Origin of the sequence: Pantoea sp. MBLJ3 (assembly GCF_000816655.1) — a bacterium.
In the GTDB taxonomy this organism is placed as follows: Bacteria; Pseudomonadota; Gammaproteobacteria; order Enterobacterales; family Enterobacteriaceae; genus Pantoea; species Pantoea eucalypti.
In genome coordinates this window covers 134,823-153,534 of sequence record NZ_JSUT01000029.1, presented here as the reverse complement: position 1 = coordinate 153,534, position 18,712 = coordinate 134,823, and the positions used below count along the sequence as shown (strand labels likewise).

Below are 18,712 nucleotides of genomic sequence, written 5' to 3'. Positions count from 1 at the left end.
AATCATAGCGTTATGGAAAAAACATTTGCTTTACAGAGTCATTTTGTTGTTGATCAGCTTCACAGAGTCGTCAAATCCCTGACGCAGTAAAAATAAATTAATAATAAATGTTAAAAAACGGGAATAATGAATTAATTTCTTTGATCTGGATCAAAATTCTTATTTCTGGAAATCGCATTATATTTACATGGATTTAAAAGCGCTGCTCATTATCACAGCAGCAGATTAAAAAAAATCAGTGCATCGCGGTTTATTCACACTATTAAGAATATAAAAGAAAGTCATCAGTGAAGGTCCGGGGCGCAAATCGCATTCTTATTAACTTGCAGATAAAACACTATGAAAACACTCTCAGCTGTTACTGAACCCCCAAAAGCCGATCCTTTGGCGGCGGGTAAAAAGAAAGCTATCATGCTGGCGCTGCCGGTAATCGTTGCCGTACTGCTGTTGCTTGTTCCCACCCCAGCCGGACTCGAACCCTACGCCTGGCACTTTTTCGCCATTTTCGTGGGCGTGATTGTCGGGTTGATTTTTGAGCCTCTGCCAGGTGCCGTGATCGGTCTGACTGGCGTGGTGGTCATCGCGCTGTTCAGCCAGTTTCTGCTCTTCAGCCCGGCTGAACTGGCTAACCCGAAATTTAAAGTCGCCAGTGAGTCCTTTAAGTGGGCGGTCAGCGGTTTTGGCAACTCTACAGTCTGGCTCATCTTCGGTGCCTTTATGTTCGCCGCAGGTTATGACAAAACGCAGTTCGGGCGTCGCCTTGCGCTGATTCTGGTGAAATATCTGGGTCGCCGGAGCCTGACGCTGGGTTATGCCATCACCTTTGCTGACCTGTTACTGGCACCCTTTACCCCGTCAAACACCGCGCGCAGTGGCGGCACGATTTACCCGATTATTGCTAACCTGCCGCCGCTGTATGGTTCTAAGCCTAATGACCCAAGCGCCCGTAAAATCGGCTCTTACCTGATGTGGGTCGCGATTACCGCAGCCTGTATCACCAGTTCAATGTTCCTCTCTGCACTGGCTCCTAACCTGCTGGCGCTGGCGCTGGTGAAAAGCATCATCGGTTTTGATATTTCATGGGGCATGTGGTTCCTGGCCTTCCTGCCACTGGGCTTGCTGCTGATTCTGACCATGCCGCTACTGGCTTACTGGTTCTACCCACCTGAAGTCAAAATCAACGATGAAGTGCCAAAATGGGCTATTGCTGAACTGGAAAAACTGGGCCGACTGACGCGCAACGAAATCCTGCTGCTGGTGTTTGTGGTCTGTGCCCTGCTGATGTGGATTTTCGCCACCTCGTGGATTGAGCCTGCGATGGCGGCGTTACTGGTTGTCGTGCTGATGCTGTGGACCGGCGTCCTGAACTGGAACGACATCACCAGTAATAAACCGGCCTGGAACACCTTTGCCTGGTTCGCGACCCTGGTTGCGCTGGCGGATGGCCTGGCCCGTGTCGGATTCATCACCTGGTTAGGTAAAGAGGGTGGCATGCTACTGCAGGGTTATGACCCGCAGGTTTCAGCCGTGGTGCTGTTGATCGCCTTCTTCCTGCTGCACTACCTCTTTGCCAGCACCACCGCGCACACTACCGCGCTGTTACCGGCCATGCTGACCATCGCAGCATCAATCCCAGGCATCAATATGCCCGTCTTCTGCCTGATGCTGTGTACCTCTCTGGGTGTGATGGGCATCATCACGCCATACGGCACTGGCCCAAGTCCGATTTACTACGGTAGCGGCTATCTGCCTACCAAAGATTACTGGCGTCTGGGTACTATCTTCGGTGCCATCTTCTTAGGTTCGATGATGCTGATTGCTTATCCGTGGATGGTGTGGATGTTCTGACGGATACAACATGCAGATCAACGCGTTATAAGATACCATTCCAGCACTTCCTCACCGCACCTACGGTGAGGAAGCATAATAAACGATTAATTCGCCTATGATGTTGTGCCCCGCAGCCTGCACGCGGAGGTTCAGCCGGTCATTAAGTGAGAAAAAATGTCGAACAAACCTTTTGTCTATCAGAACCCTTTTCCGCTGTCCCACGAAGATACTGAATACTATTTGCTGAGTCGCGAGCATGTCTCCGTCGCCGAGTTTGAGGGTCAGGAGATCCTGAAAGTTGACCCGCAGGCACTGACGCTGCTGAGTCAGCAGGCCTTCCACGACGCTTCTTTCATGCTGCGTCCGGCCCACCAGCAGCAGGTTGCCTCCATCCTTGATGACCCGGAAGCCAGCGACAATGACAAATATGTGGCTCTGCAGTTTTTAAGAAACTCTGAAATTGCTGCCAAAGGCGTGCTGCCTACCTGTCAGGATACCGGCACCGCGATCATCATGGGCAAAAAGGGCCAGCGCGTCTGGACCGGCGGTGGCGATGAAGCCGCGCTGTCACTAGGTATCTACAACACTTATATTGAAGATAACCTGCGCTATTCACAGAATGCCGCGCTGGATATGTATAAAGAGGTGAATACCGGCACTAACCTTCCTGCGCAGATCGACCTCTACAGCGTTGATGGCGATGAGTACAAGTTCCTCTGTATCGCTAAAGGCGGCGGCTCCGCCAACAAAACTTATCTCTATCAGGAAACCAAAGCGCTGCTGAGCCCAGGCAAACTGAAAAATTACCTGGTGGACAAAATGCGTACCCTCGGCACCGCTGCCTGCCCGCCATACCATATCGCGTTTGTTATCGGCGGCACCTCGGCAGAGAGCACACTGAAAACCGTGAAGCTCGCCTCAACGCACTACTACGATGGCTTACCGACCGAAGGCAACGAGCATGGTCAGGCATTTCGTGATGTGCAGCTCGAGCAGGAACTGCTGAAAGCAGCGCAGGACCTTGGCCTTGGTGCGCAGTTTGGTGGCAAGTACTTCGCCCACGACATCCGCGTGGTGCGTCTGCCGCGTCACGGCGCGTCCTGCCCGATCGGCATGGGCGTTTCTTGCTCGGCTGACCGCAATATCAAAGCGAAGATTAACCGCGAAGGTATCTGGATTGAGAAGCTGGAATCAAATCCAGGCCGTCTGATTCCGGAAGCGCTGCGTCAGCAGGGCGAAGGTGAAGTGTTGCAGGTGAATCTTAACCGTCCAATGGAAGAGATTCTGGCCCAGCTCTCCGCGTATCCGGTTTCTACCCGCCTCTCACTGACCGGCACCATTATCGTGGCGCGTGATATCGCACATGCCAAACTCAAAGAGCGCATCGATAATGGCGAAGGATTGCCGCAGTACATCAAAGATCACCCGGTCTATTACGCTGGTCCGGCTAAAACGCCTGAAGGTTATGCGTCCGGTTCACTCGGACCGACGACAGCCGGACGCATGGATTCCTATGTGGACTTGCTGCAAGCCCACGGCGGCAGCAAAATCATGCTGGCAAAAGGTAACCGCAGTCAGCAGGTGACGGATGCCTGCCATAAACATGGCGGCTTTTACCTGGGCAGCATCGGTGGTCCGGCCGCGGTGCTGGCGCAGCAGAGCATCAAGAGTCTGGAATGCGTGGAGTATCCTGAGCTGGGAATGGAAGCGATCTGGAAAATCGAGGTGGAGAATTTCCCTGCCTTTATTCTGGTCGATGATAAAGGTAATGACTTCTTCCAGCACATTGAGCGCGCGCACTGCGCTAAATGCGTGAAGTAATACCTGCGTCAGCTAAGCCAAAAGCCCCGGATTCGGGGCTTTTTTGTTGATAAAGTAAGGGCTATTGGCTGTCAGAGAGTCTGCGCAGGGTGCACGGTCAGAGGTGGAAAGCGTCCCTTACCAGGGACGGTGCGGGCCGAGCGTGTCACGGATGACGGCTTTTGCGTCTTTCCGAACTGACCGCGTTCCCTGAGCAGGCTCGATCCAGCAACAACCCTATCTTTCTATCCCCGCTGCAACCGCTGCAACGCCACATCAATCTGCACATCACCCTGGGTGAGTTCGATTATCTGATATTTGATCGCCGGATTCTCAATCAACCCGACCAGCGTCGCCGCCACATCTTCACGCGGGATTTCCCCATAAGGAATAGCGAGATCAGCATGCACCCGCCCTGTCCCGGCTTCATCGGTCAGCGTTCCCGGCCGCAGGATCACCCACTCCAGCTTACTCGCCACCAGCACGGCATCCGCCAGACGTTTCACCCGCATGTAATTCTCAAAACCCTCTGATGGCGTTTTACCACGGCCTGCATCCGGAAACGCCGAGACCAGCAGGAAGCGCGAGACACCCGCCTGCTCTGCTGCAGCTACCGCCAGCTTCAACCCTTCACCGTCAATGGCATTGGTTAACTCGATCCCGGCTCCGCCCGCACCCGCGGTGAAAACAACCACTTCGTGACCCGTCATTAAACCGGACAGTGCCGTCACGCTGAGTTGCTGAATATCACCCGCAACAGGCTTCGCGCCTGCGGCCTGAAGAGTTTCAGCCTGTTCCGGTTTACGGTGCAGCGCCGTGACCGCATGGTTTCTGCTGCTCAGTTGACGCGTCAGCTTTTGGCCAACCTTGCCCGCCGCCCCGATAATGAAACATGTTGTCATCGATCTGCTCCTCCATTCACTGATTCAGTGCCTGAGTATAGTCTCTGCCAGAAACGAAACAGGCGCCTGATGCGGCGCCTGCTGGGTTAGTCCGGAATCACTTTTTCCGCTTTCAGCTTATCAAACAGCTGAGTAAAGGAGTCGAGCGTGCTGCGATAGCCGGTAAAGCCCGCTTTGCGGCTCTTACTCATATCAGTAAAAGCTTCCATCGGACGGCCCAGGTCTGCATCGGTGTGCCACCATGAAGCCAGCTTAGTCACATCTGCCTCACGCAACTGATTCTGCTCTGCAATCGCCTGCCATGCACTGGCGGCTTCCTGCATACGATTTTCCAGCGGCATCATCTGCGCCGGGTACTCCGCAGCTTCAATACCGAAATAGTCTGCCAGTTTTGGCCACATCCAGTTCCAGCGGAAAACGTCACCGTTTACGGCATTGAAATCCTCATTTGCGCCATTTGGTGAAGTGGCAGCCCAGTGCAGCTGCTCAGCCAGCAGGCCCGCATCGGTCATATCAACAATGCCGTTCCACTGCTCAGGCGAGCCTGGGAAGATAAAGGGCCAGCCCTTCTCTTTGCACAGCGTCGCGTAAACCGCCAGCGTCTGCCCCATATTCATCGCGTTACCTACGGCATGACCGATGATGGTATGCGGACGGTGAACACTCCAGCGATAGTCATACTTCTCAGCGCCCGCGAACACTTCATCTTCCTGCGCGTAATAGAAGTTATCGACTGGCTGACGACCCTGCTCTTCGCGGAACGGCGTCACCGGCACCGCCCCTTTGCCGTAAGCTTCAAACGGACCCAGATAATGCTTTAGACCGGTAACCAGTGCCACGTGTGAACCCTTCAGGCGATCGCCGAGTGCTTCAATCACATTGCGCACCATGCCGCCATTAACGCGGATGTTCTCTTTCTCATTTTCCTGACGCGCCCAGACGCTGAAGAAAAGCGCATCCGGTTTTACCTCTTTCAGTGCGTCACGAACGGCGTCAGCGTCGGTCAGATCGGCTGTCAGACTGGCTGCGCCTTCAGGAACCGCACCGCGTCCGCGTGAAAGACCGGTGACCTGCCAGCCTTCTGTTTGTAATTTCTCTGCCAGTGCGCGACCAATAACACCGCTGATGCCAACAATCAAAGCGTGCTTTTTCATTTGATTTCTCCTCGTTTTGCGTAATTCTAAGCCTAATAGAGAATTCAGTTCTTATCTCTGGCATTTATTCACAGCATTCTTAACCTGAGTTCATCAATCAATGCACGATCATCGCCTCAAAGATATTCTGCCGTTTGTTGCCAGCGTCGAGTGCGGCAGCTTTACCGCCGCGGCTGAGCGGCTGCATGTGACCGGTTCGGCAGTCAGTAAAAGCGTCAGCCGCCTGGAGACGCGACTGGGCTCGCGGCTGCTGGAACGCACCACGCGAAGCCTGCACCTCACCGACGCGGGCAGCGCCTATTATCAGACCTGCCTGCGCATCCTGGAGGATCTGGCCGAAGCCGAGGCAGTGCTGGCGGCGCAGCGCATCATTCCGTCCGGTCGTCTGCGTCTGGCGGTGCCCACGACCTATGGCCGTCTCAACGTCATGCCGCTCTTGATGCCATTTTGCCAGCAGCACCCGGAACTGGCGCTGAGCCTGAGTTTGTCCGATCGCTTTGTGGACCTGTTTGAGGAAGGCGTGGATGTGGCAGTACGGATCGGCGGTGCGCCTGACCTCCCTGCGTCCCTGGGATGGCGCAATATGGGCCGCGAGCAGATGCAGTTCTGTGCCTCTCCTGCTTATCTGGACCGTGAAGGTCGTCCGGAGAATGAGGCGGCGCTGCTGAATCATCCCGCCATCCTTTATGAGCGCGTGGATGGCTCGACCAAACCCTGGCTGTTCACCACTGAAGATGGTCAGCCACACTGGCGCGAGGTGCCGTTCAGGCTGGCAGTGGGCGACGTTGATGCGCAACTGCAGGCGGTCATCGCCGGACTGGGTGTGGCCCAGATGCCTTCATGGCTGATTCAGCGCGCCGTGGCAGCCGGCGAACTGGAGATTATCCTGCCGCAGTTACAACCTGACGGGCTGACGCTAAGCGTGGTATGGCCACGGCGTAAACAGTTTCTGCCAAAAGTAGACGCGCTGTTATCCGCATTAAATGCACTCACCATCCGCTAACCTCAACATTCCCCTTTCTTCTGGTCAGGATATTTCATCCTGACCCTGATTCGTCACACTCTGCTTTCCCGAAATTATTCCCATTTCGCCCTGACAAAAACATCGCTTTTTTATTAACGTGAATATTAAACCTCTTTAATCTAACGATTTTTATTACGCCCTGATGGAATCCAATCAAAATAAAAAAGGCGAAAGGGTTGAGCTCACATAATGAAAACTAAGTTTCAAATATAATTTAACCCGAAATAAAAATATCAGTAGGGTGATGGCTTCTTCATGTTCTGACGTTTTGTCTTTGCCGTAATGACCAGGAGTATTCATGGAAAAAGAACTTTATATTTCGTCGAACCCGGCCTCCGGTCCCAATAGCGCCACCCGCACCGAGCCTTTTGTAAAGATTATTGCGTTGGTTGCCACTTTAGGTGGGTTGCTATTTGGTTATGACACCGGTGTGGTCTCGGGTGCGCTGCTATTTATGCGTGGCGATCTGCATCTCACACCGTTTACAACGGGACTGGTGACCAGCTCCCTGCTGTTTGGCGCGGCCTTCGGCGCACTGGCGGCCGGCCATCTGGCAGATGGCCTGGGCAGACGACGCATTATCATCGCACTGGCGCTGATTTTTGCTCTGGGTGCGGTGGGATCAGCCCTGGCACCGGACGTCACCTGGATGATCGCCTCGCGTCTGTTCCTGGGCTTTGCCGTGGGCGGCGCGGCAGCCACCGTGCCGGTCTACATCGCGGAAATCGCACCCGCTAACAAACGCGGCCAGCTGGTTACCCTGCAGGAGCTGATGATTGTCAGCGGTCAGTTGCTGGCCTACATCTCAAACGCCACGTTTAACGACATCTGGGGCGGTGAAAACACCTGGCGCTGGATGCTCGCGCTATCGATTGTTCCCGCCGTTCTGCTCTGGATCGGCATGATATTTATGCCAGAAACCCCACGCTGGCACGTGATGAAAGGCCGCAGTCAGGCCGCCCGTGAGGTGCTGGAAAAGACCCGCGCCGCTGAAGATGTTGAGTGGGAACTGGAGGAGATTGAGGAAACCATCGAAGAGAACCGCCAGCGTGGCAAAGGCCGCCTGCGCGATCTTGCGACGCCCTGGCTGATGAAAATTTTCCTGCTGGGCGTGGGCATCGCCGCCATTCAGCAGCTGACCGGCGTCAATACCATCATGTATTACGCGCCGACCATGCTGACCGCTGCCGGACTGAGCAATGATGCGGCGCTGTTTGCCACCATCGCCAATGGCGTGATTTCGGTGGTGATGACGCTGGTCGGTATCTGGTTAATCGGCAAAGTGGGCCGTCGCCCGCTGGTGTTAATTGGCCAGATGGGCTGCACCTGCTGCCTTTTCTTTATCGGGCTGGTCTGCTGGCTGATGCCGGAATACCTCAATGGCACCGTCAATCTGCTGCGGGCGTATCTGGTGCTGGCGGGCATGCTGATGTTTCTGTGCTTTCAGCAGGGCGCGTTATCACCGGTGACCTGGTTACTGCTGTCAGAAATCTTCCCCGCCCGAATGCGCGGCATCTGTATGGGCGGCGCGGTCTTCTCACTGTGGATCGCTAATTTTGCCATCTCTATGGCCTTCCCGCTGTTATTAGCCGCGTTTGGTCTGGCTGGTGCCTTCTTCATATTCGCGGCCATCGGCATCGGCGGTTCTGTTTTTGTTGTGAAGTTTATTCCCGAAACCCGGGGAAGAAGTCTTGAGCAGGTCGAGCACTATTTCTATGCGCTTTATAACGGCAAAAAATAGTGCCTGCTGCGCAGTAAAAAATAACGGCCCGCGTCATGACGCTGACGACCCGATTGCTATTAACACCGACACCCTACGTTCAAGGAAATTGTTATGAGCCTGAATATTCCCAACGCGCGCTTTTGCATCAACCGTAAAATAGCGCCCAGCCTCACCCTTCCGCAATTTTTTAACCTCGTCAGCCAGCTGGGTATTCATAATGTCGAGCTGCGTAATGATATGCCCAGCGGACGCGTTACCGACGATCTCAGCGGTGACGACGTCAGGGCCCTGGCGCGTGAGTCAGGTATTCGTATTGTCACTATCAATGCGCTCTATCCGTTTAACCAGCTGAATGAAGAGGTACTACAGCGCGCCCGCCAGTTATTAAGCGATGCGCAGGCAGTTGGCGCGGAATCGCTGGTGCTCTGTCCGCTCAATGACGGTACGCCCATCAGCGCAGCCGATACCGTCGCTGCACTGAAAACCCTGGCACCGCTGTTCGCCGACGCAGGTATTCAGGGACTGGTAGAACCGCTGGGCTTTCCTCAGAGCTCACTACGTTCGGCAACTCAGGCGCAGACACTGATTCATGAAGCAGGCGTGCCGTTCAGATTACTGATCGATACCTTCCATCATCATCTGTTTGAGGATGCGGAACAGACTTTTGACCAGGAGATCGATATCGGTCAGATCGGGCTGGTGCACCTCTCCGGCGTCACTGACCCACGCCCGGTCAGCCAGCTCACCGACGAAGAGCGCATCATGCTCAGCGCGGACGACCGCCTGCACAGTAAGCAACAGGTTGAGCGGCTGGAGAAGATGGGCTACAGCGGCCTTTACGCTTTTGAACCTTTCTCATCGGTAATGAACAGCTGGCAGGAAGCGGACATCATCCGCGAAATACGCGACAGCATTCGTTTGTTAAATCACTCAGCTTAAGGGAATCATCATGACAATTAACATTGGTGTTATCGGCACCGGCGCAATCGGCCGCGAACATATCCGTCGTTGCAGCACAGTGTTACAGAATGCGCGCGTGGTGGCGCTCAACGACATCAACCGCGACAACTGCCAGCAGATTGTGAATGAGCTGACGCCGGAAGCACGCATTTATGACAATGCGCTGGATCTCATTAACGATCCGCTGGTGAATGCGGTGCTGGTCACCTCCTGGGGTCCGACACATGAAGCCTTTGTGCTGGCCTGTATCGAAGCGGGCAAAGCGGTGTTCTGCGAAAAACCGCTGGCGGTCACCGCTCAGGGCTGTATGAATATTGTTGAAGCGGAGATTCAGGCGGGACGGCAGCTGGTGCAGGTCGGCTTTATGCGCCCTTATGATAGCGGCTACCGTGCGCTAAAAGCGGTCATCGACAGCGGTGAGATTGGTGAACCGCTGATGCTGCATTGCGCACACCGTAATCCGGAAGTGGGTGACAGTTACACCACCGACATGGCAATCACCGATACGCTTATCCACGAACTCGATGTGCTGCGCTGGCTGCTGAATGATGACTACGCCAGCGTACAGGTGATCTTCCCACGCAAAACCCGCAAGGCATCGTCACATCTGCGCGATCCACAAATCGTGCTGCTGGAGACAGCCAAAGGCGCGCGTATTGATGTCGAAATCTTTGTGAACTGTGAATATGGCTACGACATTCAGTGTGAAGTGGTGGGTGAACGCGGCGTTGCCCGCCTGCCGGAGCCCGTTTCTGTGCAGACACGCAGCGCGGCAAAACTCTCGACTACCATTTTGACCGACTGGAAAAAACGCTTTATCGATGCCTATGACGTGGAGCTACAGGCGTTTATCAACAACGTCATCAGCGGTGAGATGACGGGTCCCTCGGCGTGGGATGGTTACGCGGCGGCAGTCGCGGCCGATGCCTGTGTCGCGGCACAAACCTCTGGCGAGATTGTGCCGGTTAAGATGTCGGTTAAACCGGCGTTTTATCGCTGATAAAAACAACGCATGGCGGAGTCCGCCGTGCGTTCATCTTTTCCCATAGTCAGCGGCGCGTCACGCGCGGGAAAACCCGCCGACAAACAGGCGTTGGCTGCTGGTTTATCATGGTGCAGTGATCACAATGGCCACGCGGCGGTTTTGCGCACGCCCTTGCGCGCTATTGTTGCTGGTAACCGGAGCACTCATCCCCAATCCACGCGTAACAATATTTCCACGGGGTATCGACGCACCTTCCGCCCACTGTGCCGCTACGGCATTCGCTCTTTTCAACGACAGCTGCTGGTTATAATCGGGTTTGCCATAATTGTCAGTGTGCCCATCGATGCGCACATGCTCAATACCGGTCGATGCCAGGTTTTTCGCCATCCCCTGAATATTACTTTTGCTTGAGGGAGTCAGTTCTGATTCGTTAACACCAAACAGGATTTTATCGGATAATCCCAACCCCCAGCCTTCACTATTCCGGGTAAATCCAGCACTTTTCATCGCGGCGATTTGTGCCTCACTAAAATGCTCTTTAGACTGACAACCCACCAAAGCCAGAGTCAGGAGCATCAGGGAAATATTCTTTTTCATATTCACGTCTCGTTCACGCCTTCATTAAACTTTATTTTTTCGCTTATTCTTATACATATTCATATCAGCACGTTCGAGGATCGATTCAACCGTATCACCCTGTTGTGACCACGCATATCCGATGGTCATTGAGGTTTTTATCGGCAAACCTTCTGCAATACTGATTTCCTCGCTGATGGCAGCATGAATGTTCTGCATGAGTTGCTTCAATTGCTCATCACGGGTCCGGCTGCTCACCAGCATGGCAAATTCATCTCCGCCTAATCTGGCAACCAGATCCTGTTCAGATGCCTGTGATAAAAGGCGCGATCCTATCGCTTTCAATACCTCATCCCCGGCGGCATGTCCCCAGTTATCATTAATGCTCTTAAAACGATCGCCATCGAGAAATAACAGCGCAAAGCGCTCATTGGCAGATTGCAGAGCGAGGAGTTGTGTCAGCCGGGCGGAAAATGCAGTGCGGTTGGCAAGGCCGGTCAGCGGGTCTTCCAGCGCTTTAGCGGCCAGCGAGCGATTATCACGCATAAGCGAAGCCTTCAGCGATTGCATTTCCTTAAGCAGTGAATTCAGATCGTCTGAAAAGAGCTGAAACTCTTTAATTGGGCCACCCTGGATTCGCAGTGAAAAATCACCAGAATGAATCACATAGTGAATTGAGCTGGTAATGGTGCGCAGTGTTGCAACCATACCCCGATGCAGAAATTCACTCAGCAGAAGCGAGATAACCAGCACACAAAGCATGCCGCTGCTAAGAATCATAAATGAGTAACGAAGGAAGTTTAACGCGCCGGTCACCGTGCCTTCCAGCGTCAACGTCCCGACGACAGCATCAGCATGAATGATATTGACGTTAAGCGGTTTGATATAAATCCACTCGCGCAGTAAGCGTGAATACCAACCCGACGGTTCCTGTTGTGCATTCCACTGAACCAGAACAATGTGATCACGGGTAACCAGCTTCGCGGAAGCGAACATGCCTTCATTGCCAAGCCGTTCAATTTTATTACGTGCGTCGTAGCTGTCGGCAAAAACGGTAGCCGCAGTTAGCGTAGTACTTAGCGTCGAACCGATTAACTCGAGATTTCGTTTCTCATATTTTTTAATAAACAGCAGCGACATTGATGAGAGTAATAACCAGCACAGCAGGAGTATCACTGCAGCGTTGATGGTGCTTATCTTACGCAGTTTATTGCGGATGGACGATTTATCATGTCTTAATTTATCAAATTTCATCTTATTCGCCTCCCTCGCGGGAGAGCAAAAGCACATCAGGACTCACCCTGACACCGCTTCTGGCAAGGGAATCGAGGTTAACGGAAAAATGCGTATGATTAGGCTGAAAAATCATGCAAAACGCGGCACCCACCGTACACTCCGTATTATTCTCCGCGAGGCTAAGAACGGCTCTTCCTGTAAAATGCTGCAGAGAGTCAACCTGCTGCTGGGGCGTCTGATCGCCGAAATAAACAGCATCGCATCGGTGCATACTGAAGTCGTTAACAGAAGCAAGATACACAACAGTAAATGTCGCGGTTGAAGACGCAGGATTTTCCGGTAAAGAGAGATGTCGCGCTGAAGATAAAACACATAATTCTGGTCGTTTCACACCCGGCCAGTGGGTGAAACTGATAATGCCACTGACAATGCGATTAGCTTTGCCATCCTGTATTTCGGCCCAGGCTAAATGAGGAATGACGATGAGCAGAAGAAACGTCAGGGCGATTGTGCAGATGTGTCGTAGCAGAAGCAGTACAGCGACATCGTGATGGGTTTGATATTTATCTATCATACTGCGTTCCAGTAATACTACACACGGCAGGAAACCTGAATAAACGTCGAAATGTTAGCACAGCAGCAGTTACAAATGTTAACAAGCTTCAATCACTATAATTTATAGCGGCCCTGATATTTATCTCAGCTTACACGCTCATTTGCGATTTTATCATCAGATTAAGCAAACCATCAGAAAAAGCGCAGCGTGACCTGCACGATTAAGCTTTTCCTTTGCCTCGTCTCTTCGTATCTGGCGTAAATATCGCGCATGTAATCAGTAAAAATAGGGTTTTAAAATGTCTTCTGTGCAGTGCATAAAAGCCCTGATACGCCGCGACAGATTGCGGCGGTGCGCGACCACAAATACGCGCTAAGCGGCTCGGGACGCAGATCGGGAAGCACTTCAACCAGTTCACCACAGCACACTCCCGCTCTGCTTTACTCTTCCAGAACTCTTCCAGACCTTGTCAGGCGCCTTTAACCTGCGTCGGTTTCCTGTGTGGGTTTTACATCAGAACAGCCTTATGCCTGGGCAATTTTCAACAATCGATGAATAATCGCCCGCTATTCTCAGACATAGCCCATCATTTTTAACAGCGCCTGCACCTGATTCATTGCCTCGCTGCGATGAGAGACGCCCAGTTTTTGGTAGAGATTACGGATATGCGTTTTGATGGTGGTGGATGCCACCGCCAGTTCCCCGGCGATTTGATCGTTGCTGTATCCTGAATAGATCAGGCCCAGCACCTGCCACTCACGCTGCGTCAGTGGACTGGTGCGGATCAGTTCCGGCACGTCAGGATGGTTGAGCAACCGGCTGACAAAACCTTCATCGAAATGGGCAAACTTATGTCGATGATATTTATTAATTTCAAGCAGGATGCGGCGGGCGCGGTGACTGTCCAGCTCATTCAGAGTATTTAGCTGAATCAGCTGCCGCAGTTGTTGCGCCATCATCTCGCCTTCAATGACAAAATGGCTGATAAATCCGGTGCTGCGTGCCAGTTTCAGCGCCTCAATCAGCACACGCTGCGCCTCCGCTTTGCGGTCAGTCTGCCAGTAGATCTGATTCAGCAGCAGCAGATTACGGTTTAAATCGCTCATCAGGCGCAGGGCACGGGCGTTCTCATTCAGTTCCTCCAGCACCACTTCTGCCTGGCTGACATCACCCAGCAGGATCTGTGCACGGGCAATGTTACGCCACTGTCCCTGCAGGAAATGATTGTTAGCGAAAGCGGGTTTGGGTGTCTGCCGCATCCAGTCGCGTGCGTTCTGGCTGTCGCCGGTCATCTGCCAGTAGATCACCCGAACCTTATCGGCATTGGCGATCCAGTCACTGTGCCAGTTGCCGTTGTTCAGCAGGTTTTCCAGACGGTTCAGGTAGCTGCGGGCGTTATCAATGTTGCCGCGCGCCAGTGAGCACTGTACCAGCAGTCCCAGACACTGAATCTGCTGTTGCGGCTGGTAACCGTTCAGCACGTTGATCCCTTCGCGCGCCGCCTGCTCTGCCTCTTCCAGTCGGCCCCAGGCCCATAACAGCTGAGCGCGAATGCGCAGCAGAAACTCATGCAGCGGGAACTGCGCCAGATGCTGCTCTTCCACCAGCACAAAGGCGCGGCTCTGGATCTCATAGGCGGCCTGCAAAAAGCCCTGAGCAAACAGAATCTCGCTCTGTTGAATCATGCTCCAGAGCGCGTAGTGCCAAACCTCATCGCGACGCGCCATCTGTTCGGTCTGACGCATCAGCTTGAGTGAATCATCTAACTCACCTTTGCAGTGCATCACTTCGCCATGTACTGAGGTCGCCACAATACGGCTGTAGTGACGGCTGGCTGGCAGGGTGTCGAGCGCCACTTTCGCCAGCCGCTCCGCTTCGTCGGTATTGCCATCGTTGATCGCCACCTGTGCGCGCAACGCATTAAATTCACCGCGCAGAGCGGCATCAATCTCGCAGCGGCTGGCCTGTTCAAAACGTGCCAGCAGACTATCGACTTCAGAAAAGCGATGCTGGGTCTGCATCAGCCACGCCTGCAGCAGCACCAGCATAGGATTCTCCAGCATCATCTCCCACGGCAGCGCTTTCAGGGAGTTCTCCAGTAACGGCAGTTCGCTCTGATTAAACAGCGTCCAGGCGTGCTTCAGCAGCACATCCCGCAGCATGCTCGCGTCACCGGAGGCGAGCGAGTGGTGAATCGCCTCGCCAGGAAACCCCTGCGCCATCCAGCCTTCAGCCGCAGCCCGATGCAGCGCAGGCAGCTCTGCGGCCAGCTCCCACTGACAGCGCTGACGCAGAAAGTTCCCAAACAGCGGATGGTAGCTGAACCAGCAGCCGGAATCGTCCATGCGCTGCAGAAATAACCCCTGACGTTCAATCTCCTCCAGCCGCATCTGGCCGTTATCTTCGTGGGTTACGCAGGCTATCAGCTCATCGTTCATTGAACGCAGCAGCGCAGTTTTGAGTAAGAAATGGCGGGTGGAGAGATCGACATTATCCAGCACCTCTTCCACCAGATAGTCAGAGAGATGGCTGGCATTAATACCTGAAAGCCGCCGGGCTGAATGCTGCGCAGAGCTGGCACCCTGTCGTGCCGACAGCACAATCAGTTGCAGTGCCGTCGCCCAGCCTGCGACATCATCACAAAGGCGGCTGCTCTCTTCGCTTTCCAGCGGCGCCGACAGACGGCAGTCAAAGAACTGGCGCGCTTCCTGATGTGTAAATGCGAGCTGCTGGCTGCCCAGTTCAATCAGTTGCTCACGCACCCGCAGGTTAGCGATACCCAGCTGCGGCAGGTTACGCGACATCAGAATCAGCGTCAGATTCTCCGGCTGATGACGCAGGAAAAAGCGCATCGCGTCATGAATAACCGGATTGGTGATGAGATGGTAGTCATCAACAATCAGCCACAACGGCTGCTGCCACTCCACCAGTTCGATAAAAAGCTGAGAAAACAGTGCATTGAGATTCACATATTGCCGCTTCTGCGCCAGCAGCTCAGTGCGGGGACAGCCGCCATGTGTGGCCTGTTGCAATGCAGCTATCAGGTAATCGACAAAGCGTTCCGCCTGATTGTCGCCCTCGTCCAGAGATACCCAGCCCAGATCGCGCTTTCCCGCCGCCCACTGAGATACCAGTGTGGTTTTGCCGTAACCTGCCGGACTGGTGACCAGGACCAGCCGATAGTTACCGGCAGCGGTGAGCTTTTGCAGCAATCTTTCACGGATGACGGTGCCTTCAAGACGGACCGGGCGGCTGAGTTTGGCGGGTATTAACATGGGCGCGCGTTTCTCCATTCGTCGAGCGCATCATTATTTTACGCTTCGTAATTATTCCTTACACAGGTTCAGCATTTCGTCTGATGAATGCAAGCAAACCCATTAACTAAACTTTACAAAAGCGTGCGCAATCACACTCCTGCGTCGATTTAGGAATAGCCTCATTCTCTCCACCCTCCCTATCCTCCTGCCCTAATCCTTTTCGGGAGGATGAGTGATGATTTCCGCCCGGGCACACTGTGACCACATTGACCCACTTTCTTTTTTTCAGGACATCAATCATGACACAGCCCGATTTTAACCCGACTCAGTTTACTGCTGCCCTGACCCGTCAGTGGCAGCGTTTTGGCCTGCACGACGCGCAGGAGATGAACCCGGCGCAGTGGTGGCAGGCCCTCAGCGGTGCACTGGCCGATATGCTGGCGGCGCAGCCAGCTCGCCCGGCTACAACTGAACTGCGCCATGTTAACTATCTGTCGATGGAGTTTTTGATGGGTCGCCTGACCGGCAACAATCTGCTGAATCTGGGCTGGTATGACGCGGTGAATGATGCGCTGGCCGCCTGGAATGTCTCACTCACCGACGTGCTGGAAAACGAAACCGATCCTGCGCTGGGCAATGGCGGTCTGGGTCGCCTGGCGGCCTGTTTTCTGGATTCCATGGCAAATGTGGGTCAGCCTGCGACGGGCTATGGTCTGAACTATCAATATGGTCTTTTCCGCCAGCGTTTCGAACAGGGCGCGCAGATTGAAGGGCCGGATGACTGGCAGCGCGATCGCTATCCGTGGTTTAACCATAACGCCGCGCTGAACGTGCGCGTCGGTCTGGGCGGTAAAGTGATCACTGTCGAAGGTGAGCCGCAGTGGCAACCGGCAGTTGAACTGGTCGGGGAGGCCTGGGATCTACCGGTAGTAGGTTATGAGAATGGCATCAGCCAGCCACTGCGTTTATGGCAGGCGAAACATGATCAGCCGTTCAACCTCAGCCGCTTTAACGACGGCGATTTTTTGCGTGCGGAGCAACAGGGCATTGATGCAGAAAAACTCACCAAAGTGCTCTACCCCAATGACAATCATCAGAACGGTAAAAAACTGCGTCTGATGCAGCAATATTTCCAGTGCGCCTGTGCGCTGGCTGACATTCTGCGTCGTCATCATCTGGCCGGACGCAACATCGAAACCCTGGCTGACCATGAAGTGATCCAGCTTAACGACACCCATCCGACGCTGGCGATCCCGGAGCTGATGCGTCTGCTGCTGGATGAGCATCAGCTTAGCTGGGATCGCGCCTGGCAGATCACCCAGCACACCTTTGCCTACACCAACCATACGCTGATGCCGGAAGCGCTGGAATGCTGGGATGTGCGACTGGTGCGCAGCCTGCTACCGCGCCATATGATGATCATTAATACCCTGAACGCGCAGCTGAAAACGGCAGTCACCGCACGCTGGCCGGATGATGACGCAAAATGGGCAAAACTGGCACTGGTGCACAATAACCAGCTCCGCATGGCCAACCTTTGCGTCACCAGCGGCTTCGCGGTCAATGGTGTGGCGGCACTGCACTCAAAACTGGTAGTGCAGGATCTCTTCCCGGAATATCACCAGATGTGGCCGGAAAAATTCCATAACGTGACCAATGGCATTACACCGCGCCGCTGGATTAATCAGTGCAACCCGGCGCTGAGTGCGTTGATTAGCCGAACGCTGCAAAAGCCCTGGCTGAACGATCTCGATGCCTTACAGGGGCTGGAAGCCTTTGCGGATGACGCCGTGTTCCACGCGGAGTATCGCGCCATCAAGCAGCAGAACAAAGTCGCGCTGGCGCAGTGGGTCAAACAACGGACCGGCATTGAGATCGACCCCACCGCGCTGTTTGATGTGCAGATTAAGCGCCTGCATGAGTACAAACGTCAGCATCTGAGCCTGCTGCACATCATTGCACTGTGGCAGACGCTGGTCACCGATCCGCAGGCGAACCGTGCACCGCGCGTGGTGCTGTTTGGTGCCAAAGCCGCGCCGGGCTATGCGCTGGCGAAAAACATCATCTACGCCATCAACAAAGTGGCCGAAGTGATCAATCAGGATCCGCGCATCGGCGACCGCCTGAAGGTGGTGTTTATTCCCGATTACAACGTCTCCGTCGCCGAGCGCCTGATTCCGGCCGCCGACCTTTCTGAACAAATTTCTACTGCCGGTAAAGAGGCCTCCGGCACCGGCAACATGAAGCTGGCGCTTAACGGTGCGCTGACCATCGGCACACTGGATGGGGCAAACGTCGAGATCGCCGAACAGGTCGGCAGCGAAAATATCTTTATCTTTGGGCATACCGTGGAACAGGTGGTGGCGTTAAAAACGGGCGGCTATGCCCCGGATCAGTGGCGCAAAAAAGATCAACAGCTCAATCAGGTGTTACAGGCGCTTGAAGATGGCACCTTCAGTCAGGGCGACCTCCACGCTTTTGACGCGATGCTGCACAGTCTCGGCCCGGAAGGCGGCGACCCTTATCTGGTGCTGGCTGACTTTCAGCCCTACCTGGATGCGCAGGCGCAGGTTGAACGGCTGTGGAGCGATCAGGAGGCCTGGACGCGTGCCACTATCCTCAATACCGCACGCTGTGGCATGTTCAGCTCTGATCGCGCAATCCGCGATTATCAGCAACGCATCTGGCAAGCGAAACGCTAAGGAACGC

The 18,712-nt window shown here is 54.1% G+C and carries 13 protein-coding genes and 1 pseudogene; 7 read left to right on the top strand and 7 right to left on the bottom strand.

Translation table 11 applies throughout. The annotated features are described in order from the left end of the window. Positions 1–339: 339 nt before the first annotated feature. Positions 340–1,848 carry a DASS family sodium-coupled anion symporter gene (locus NP77_RS19900; protein WP_039661401.1) on the top strand — a complete coding sequence of 503 codons (1,509 nt, stop codon included), beginning with the start codon at positions 340–342 and terminating at the stop codon, positions 1,846–1,848. Between the two features lie 156 nt (positions 1,849–2,004). After that, complete coding sequence (gene fumA / locus NP77_RS19895) at positions 2,005–3,651, top strand: class I fumarate hydratase FumA (RefSeq protein ID WP_039661400.1); 1,647 nt, start codon at positions 2,005–2,007, stop codon at positions 3,649–3,651. Positions 3,652–3,875: 224 nt separating this feature from the next. Here the strand turns inward: fumA and NP77_RS19890 are convergent, their stop codons facing one another. Then, positions 3,876–4,532, bottom strand: coding sequence for an SDR family oxidoreductase (locus tag NP77_RS19890; RefSeq protein ID WP_039661399.1), 657 nt, complete (start codon positions 4,530–4,532; stop codon positions 3,876–3,878). A gap of 86 nt (positions 4,533–4,618) precedes the next feature. After that, positions 4,619–5,686, bottom strand: a complete 1,068-nt coding sequence (locus NP77_RS19885) for an SDR family oxidoreductase (protein ID WP_039661398.1) — start codon at positions 5,684–5,686, stop codon at positions 4,619–4,621. 100 nt (positions 5,687–5,786) lie between these two features. On the opposite strand from NP77_RS19885, the gene NP77_RS19880 reads away from it, so the two are divergent. The 4 genes from NP77_RS19880 to NP77_RS19865 all read left to right on the top strand — a co-directional run bounded on the left by NP77_RS19880 (position 5,787) and on the right by NP77_RS19865 (position 10,393). Further along, on the top strand, positions 5,787–6,689 hold the full coding sequence (locus tag NP77_RS19880; RefSeq protein WP_008924712.1) for a LysR family transcriptional regulator: 903 nt from the start codon (positions 5,787–5,789) through the stop codon (positions 6,687–6,689). 319 nt (positions 6,690–7,008) lie between these two features. Continuing rightward, entirely contained in the window at positions 7,009–8,451 is a 1,443-nt protein-coding gene (locus NP77_RS19875) for a sugar porter family MFS transporter (RefSeq protein WP_039661397.1), read from the top strand. 93 nt (positions 8,452–8,544) lie between these two features. Beyond that, a complete protein-coding gene (locus NP77_RS19870; protein ID WP_039661396.1) occupies positions 8,545–9,372 on the top strand; it encodes a TIM barrel protein in 828 nt (275 codons plus the stop codon). 10 nt (positions 9,373–9,382) lie between these two features. Continuing rightward, entirely contained in the window at positions 9,383–10,393 is a 1,011-nt protein-coding gene (locus NP77_RS19865; protein WP_003851488.1) for a Gfo/Idh/MocA family protein, read from the top strand. A gap of 108 nt (positions 10,394–10,501) precedes the next feature. Here the strand turns inward: NP77_RS19865 and NP77_RS19860 are convergent, their stop codons facing one another. The 5 genes and pseudogenes from NP77_RS19860 to malT all read right to left on the bottom strand — a co-directional run bounded on the left by NP77_RS19860 (position 10,502) and on the right by malT (position 16,021). Beyond that, complete coding sequence (locus NP77_RS19860; protein WP_008924716.1) at positions 10,502–10,975, bottom strand: OmpA family protein; 474 nt, start codon at positions 10,973–10,975, stop codon at positions 10,502–10,504. 24 nt (positions 10,976–10,999) lie between these two features. Beyond that, entirely contained in the window at positions 11,000–12,208 is a 1,209-nt protein-coding gene (locus tag NP77_RS19855; RefSeq protein ID WP_039661395.1) for a diguanylate cyclase domain-containing protein, read from the bottom strand. A 1-nt stretch (position 12,209) separates the two neighbouring features. Beyond that, on the bottom strand, positions 12,210–12,764 hold the full coding sequence (locus NP77_RS19850) for a YfiR family protein (RefSeq protein WP_039661394.1): 555 nt from the start codon (positions 12,762–12,764) through the stop codon (positions 12,210–12,212). A gap of 258 nt (positions 12,765–13,022) precedes the next feature. Continuing rightward, positions 13,023–13,165, bottom strand: a pseudogene (locus NP77_RS23905) (transcriptional regulator); the annotation flags it as partial. 153 nt (positions 13,166–13,318) lie between these two features. Then, on the bottom strand, positions 13,319–16,021 hold the full coding sequence (gene malT, locus NP77_RS19845; RefSeq protein ID WP_039661393.1) for an HTH-type transcriptional regulator MalT: 2,703 nt from the start codon (positions 16,019–16,021) through the stop codon (positions 13,319–13,321). Positions 16,022–16,302: 281 nt separating this feature from the next. Here malT and malP point away from each other — a divergent pair, with 281 nt between their 5' ends. Next, positions 16,303–18,705 (top strand): maltodextrin phosphorylase, encoded by a 2,403-nt coding sequence (gene malP, locus NP77_RS19840; protein ID WP_039661392.1) that lies wholly within the window; start codon positions 16,303–16,305, stop codon positions 18,703–18,705. Positions 18,706–18,712 lie beyond the last annotated feature (7 nt).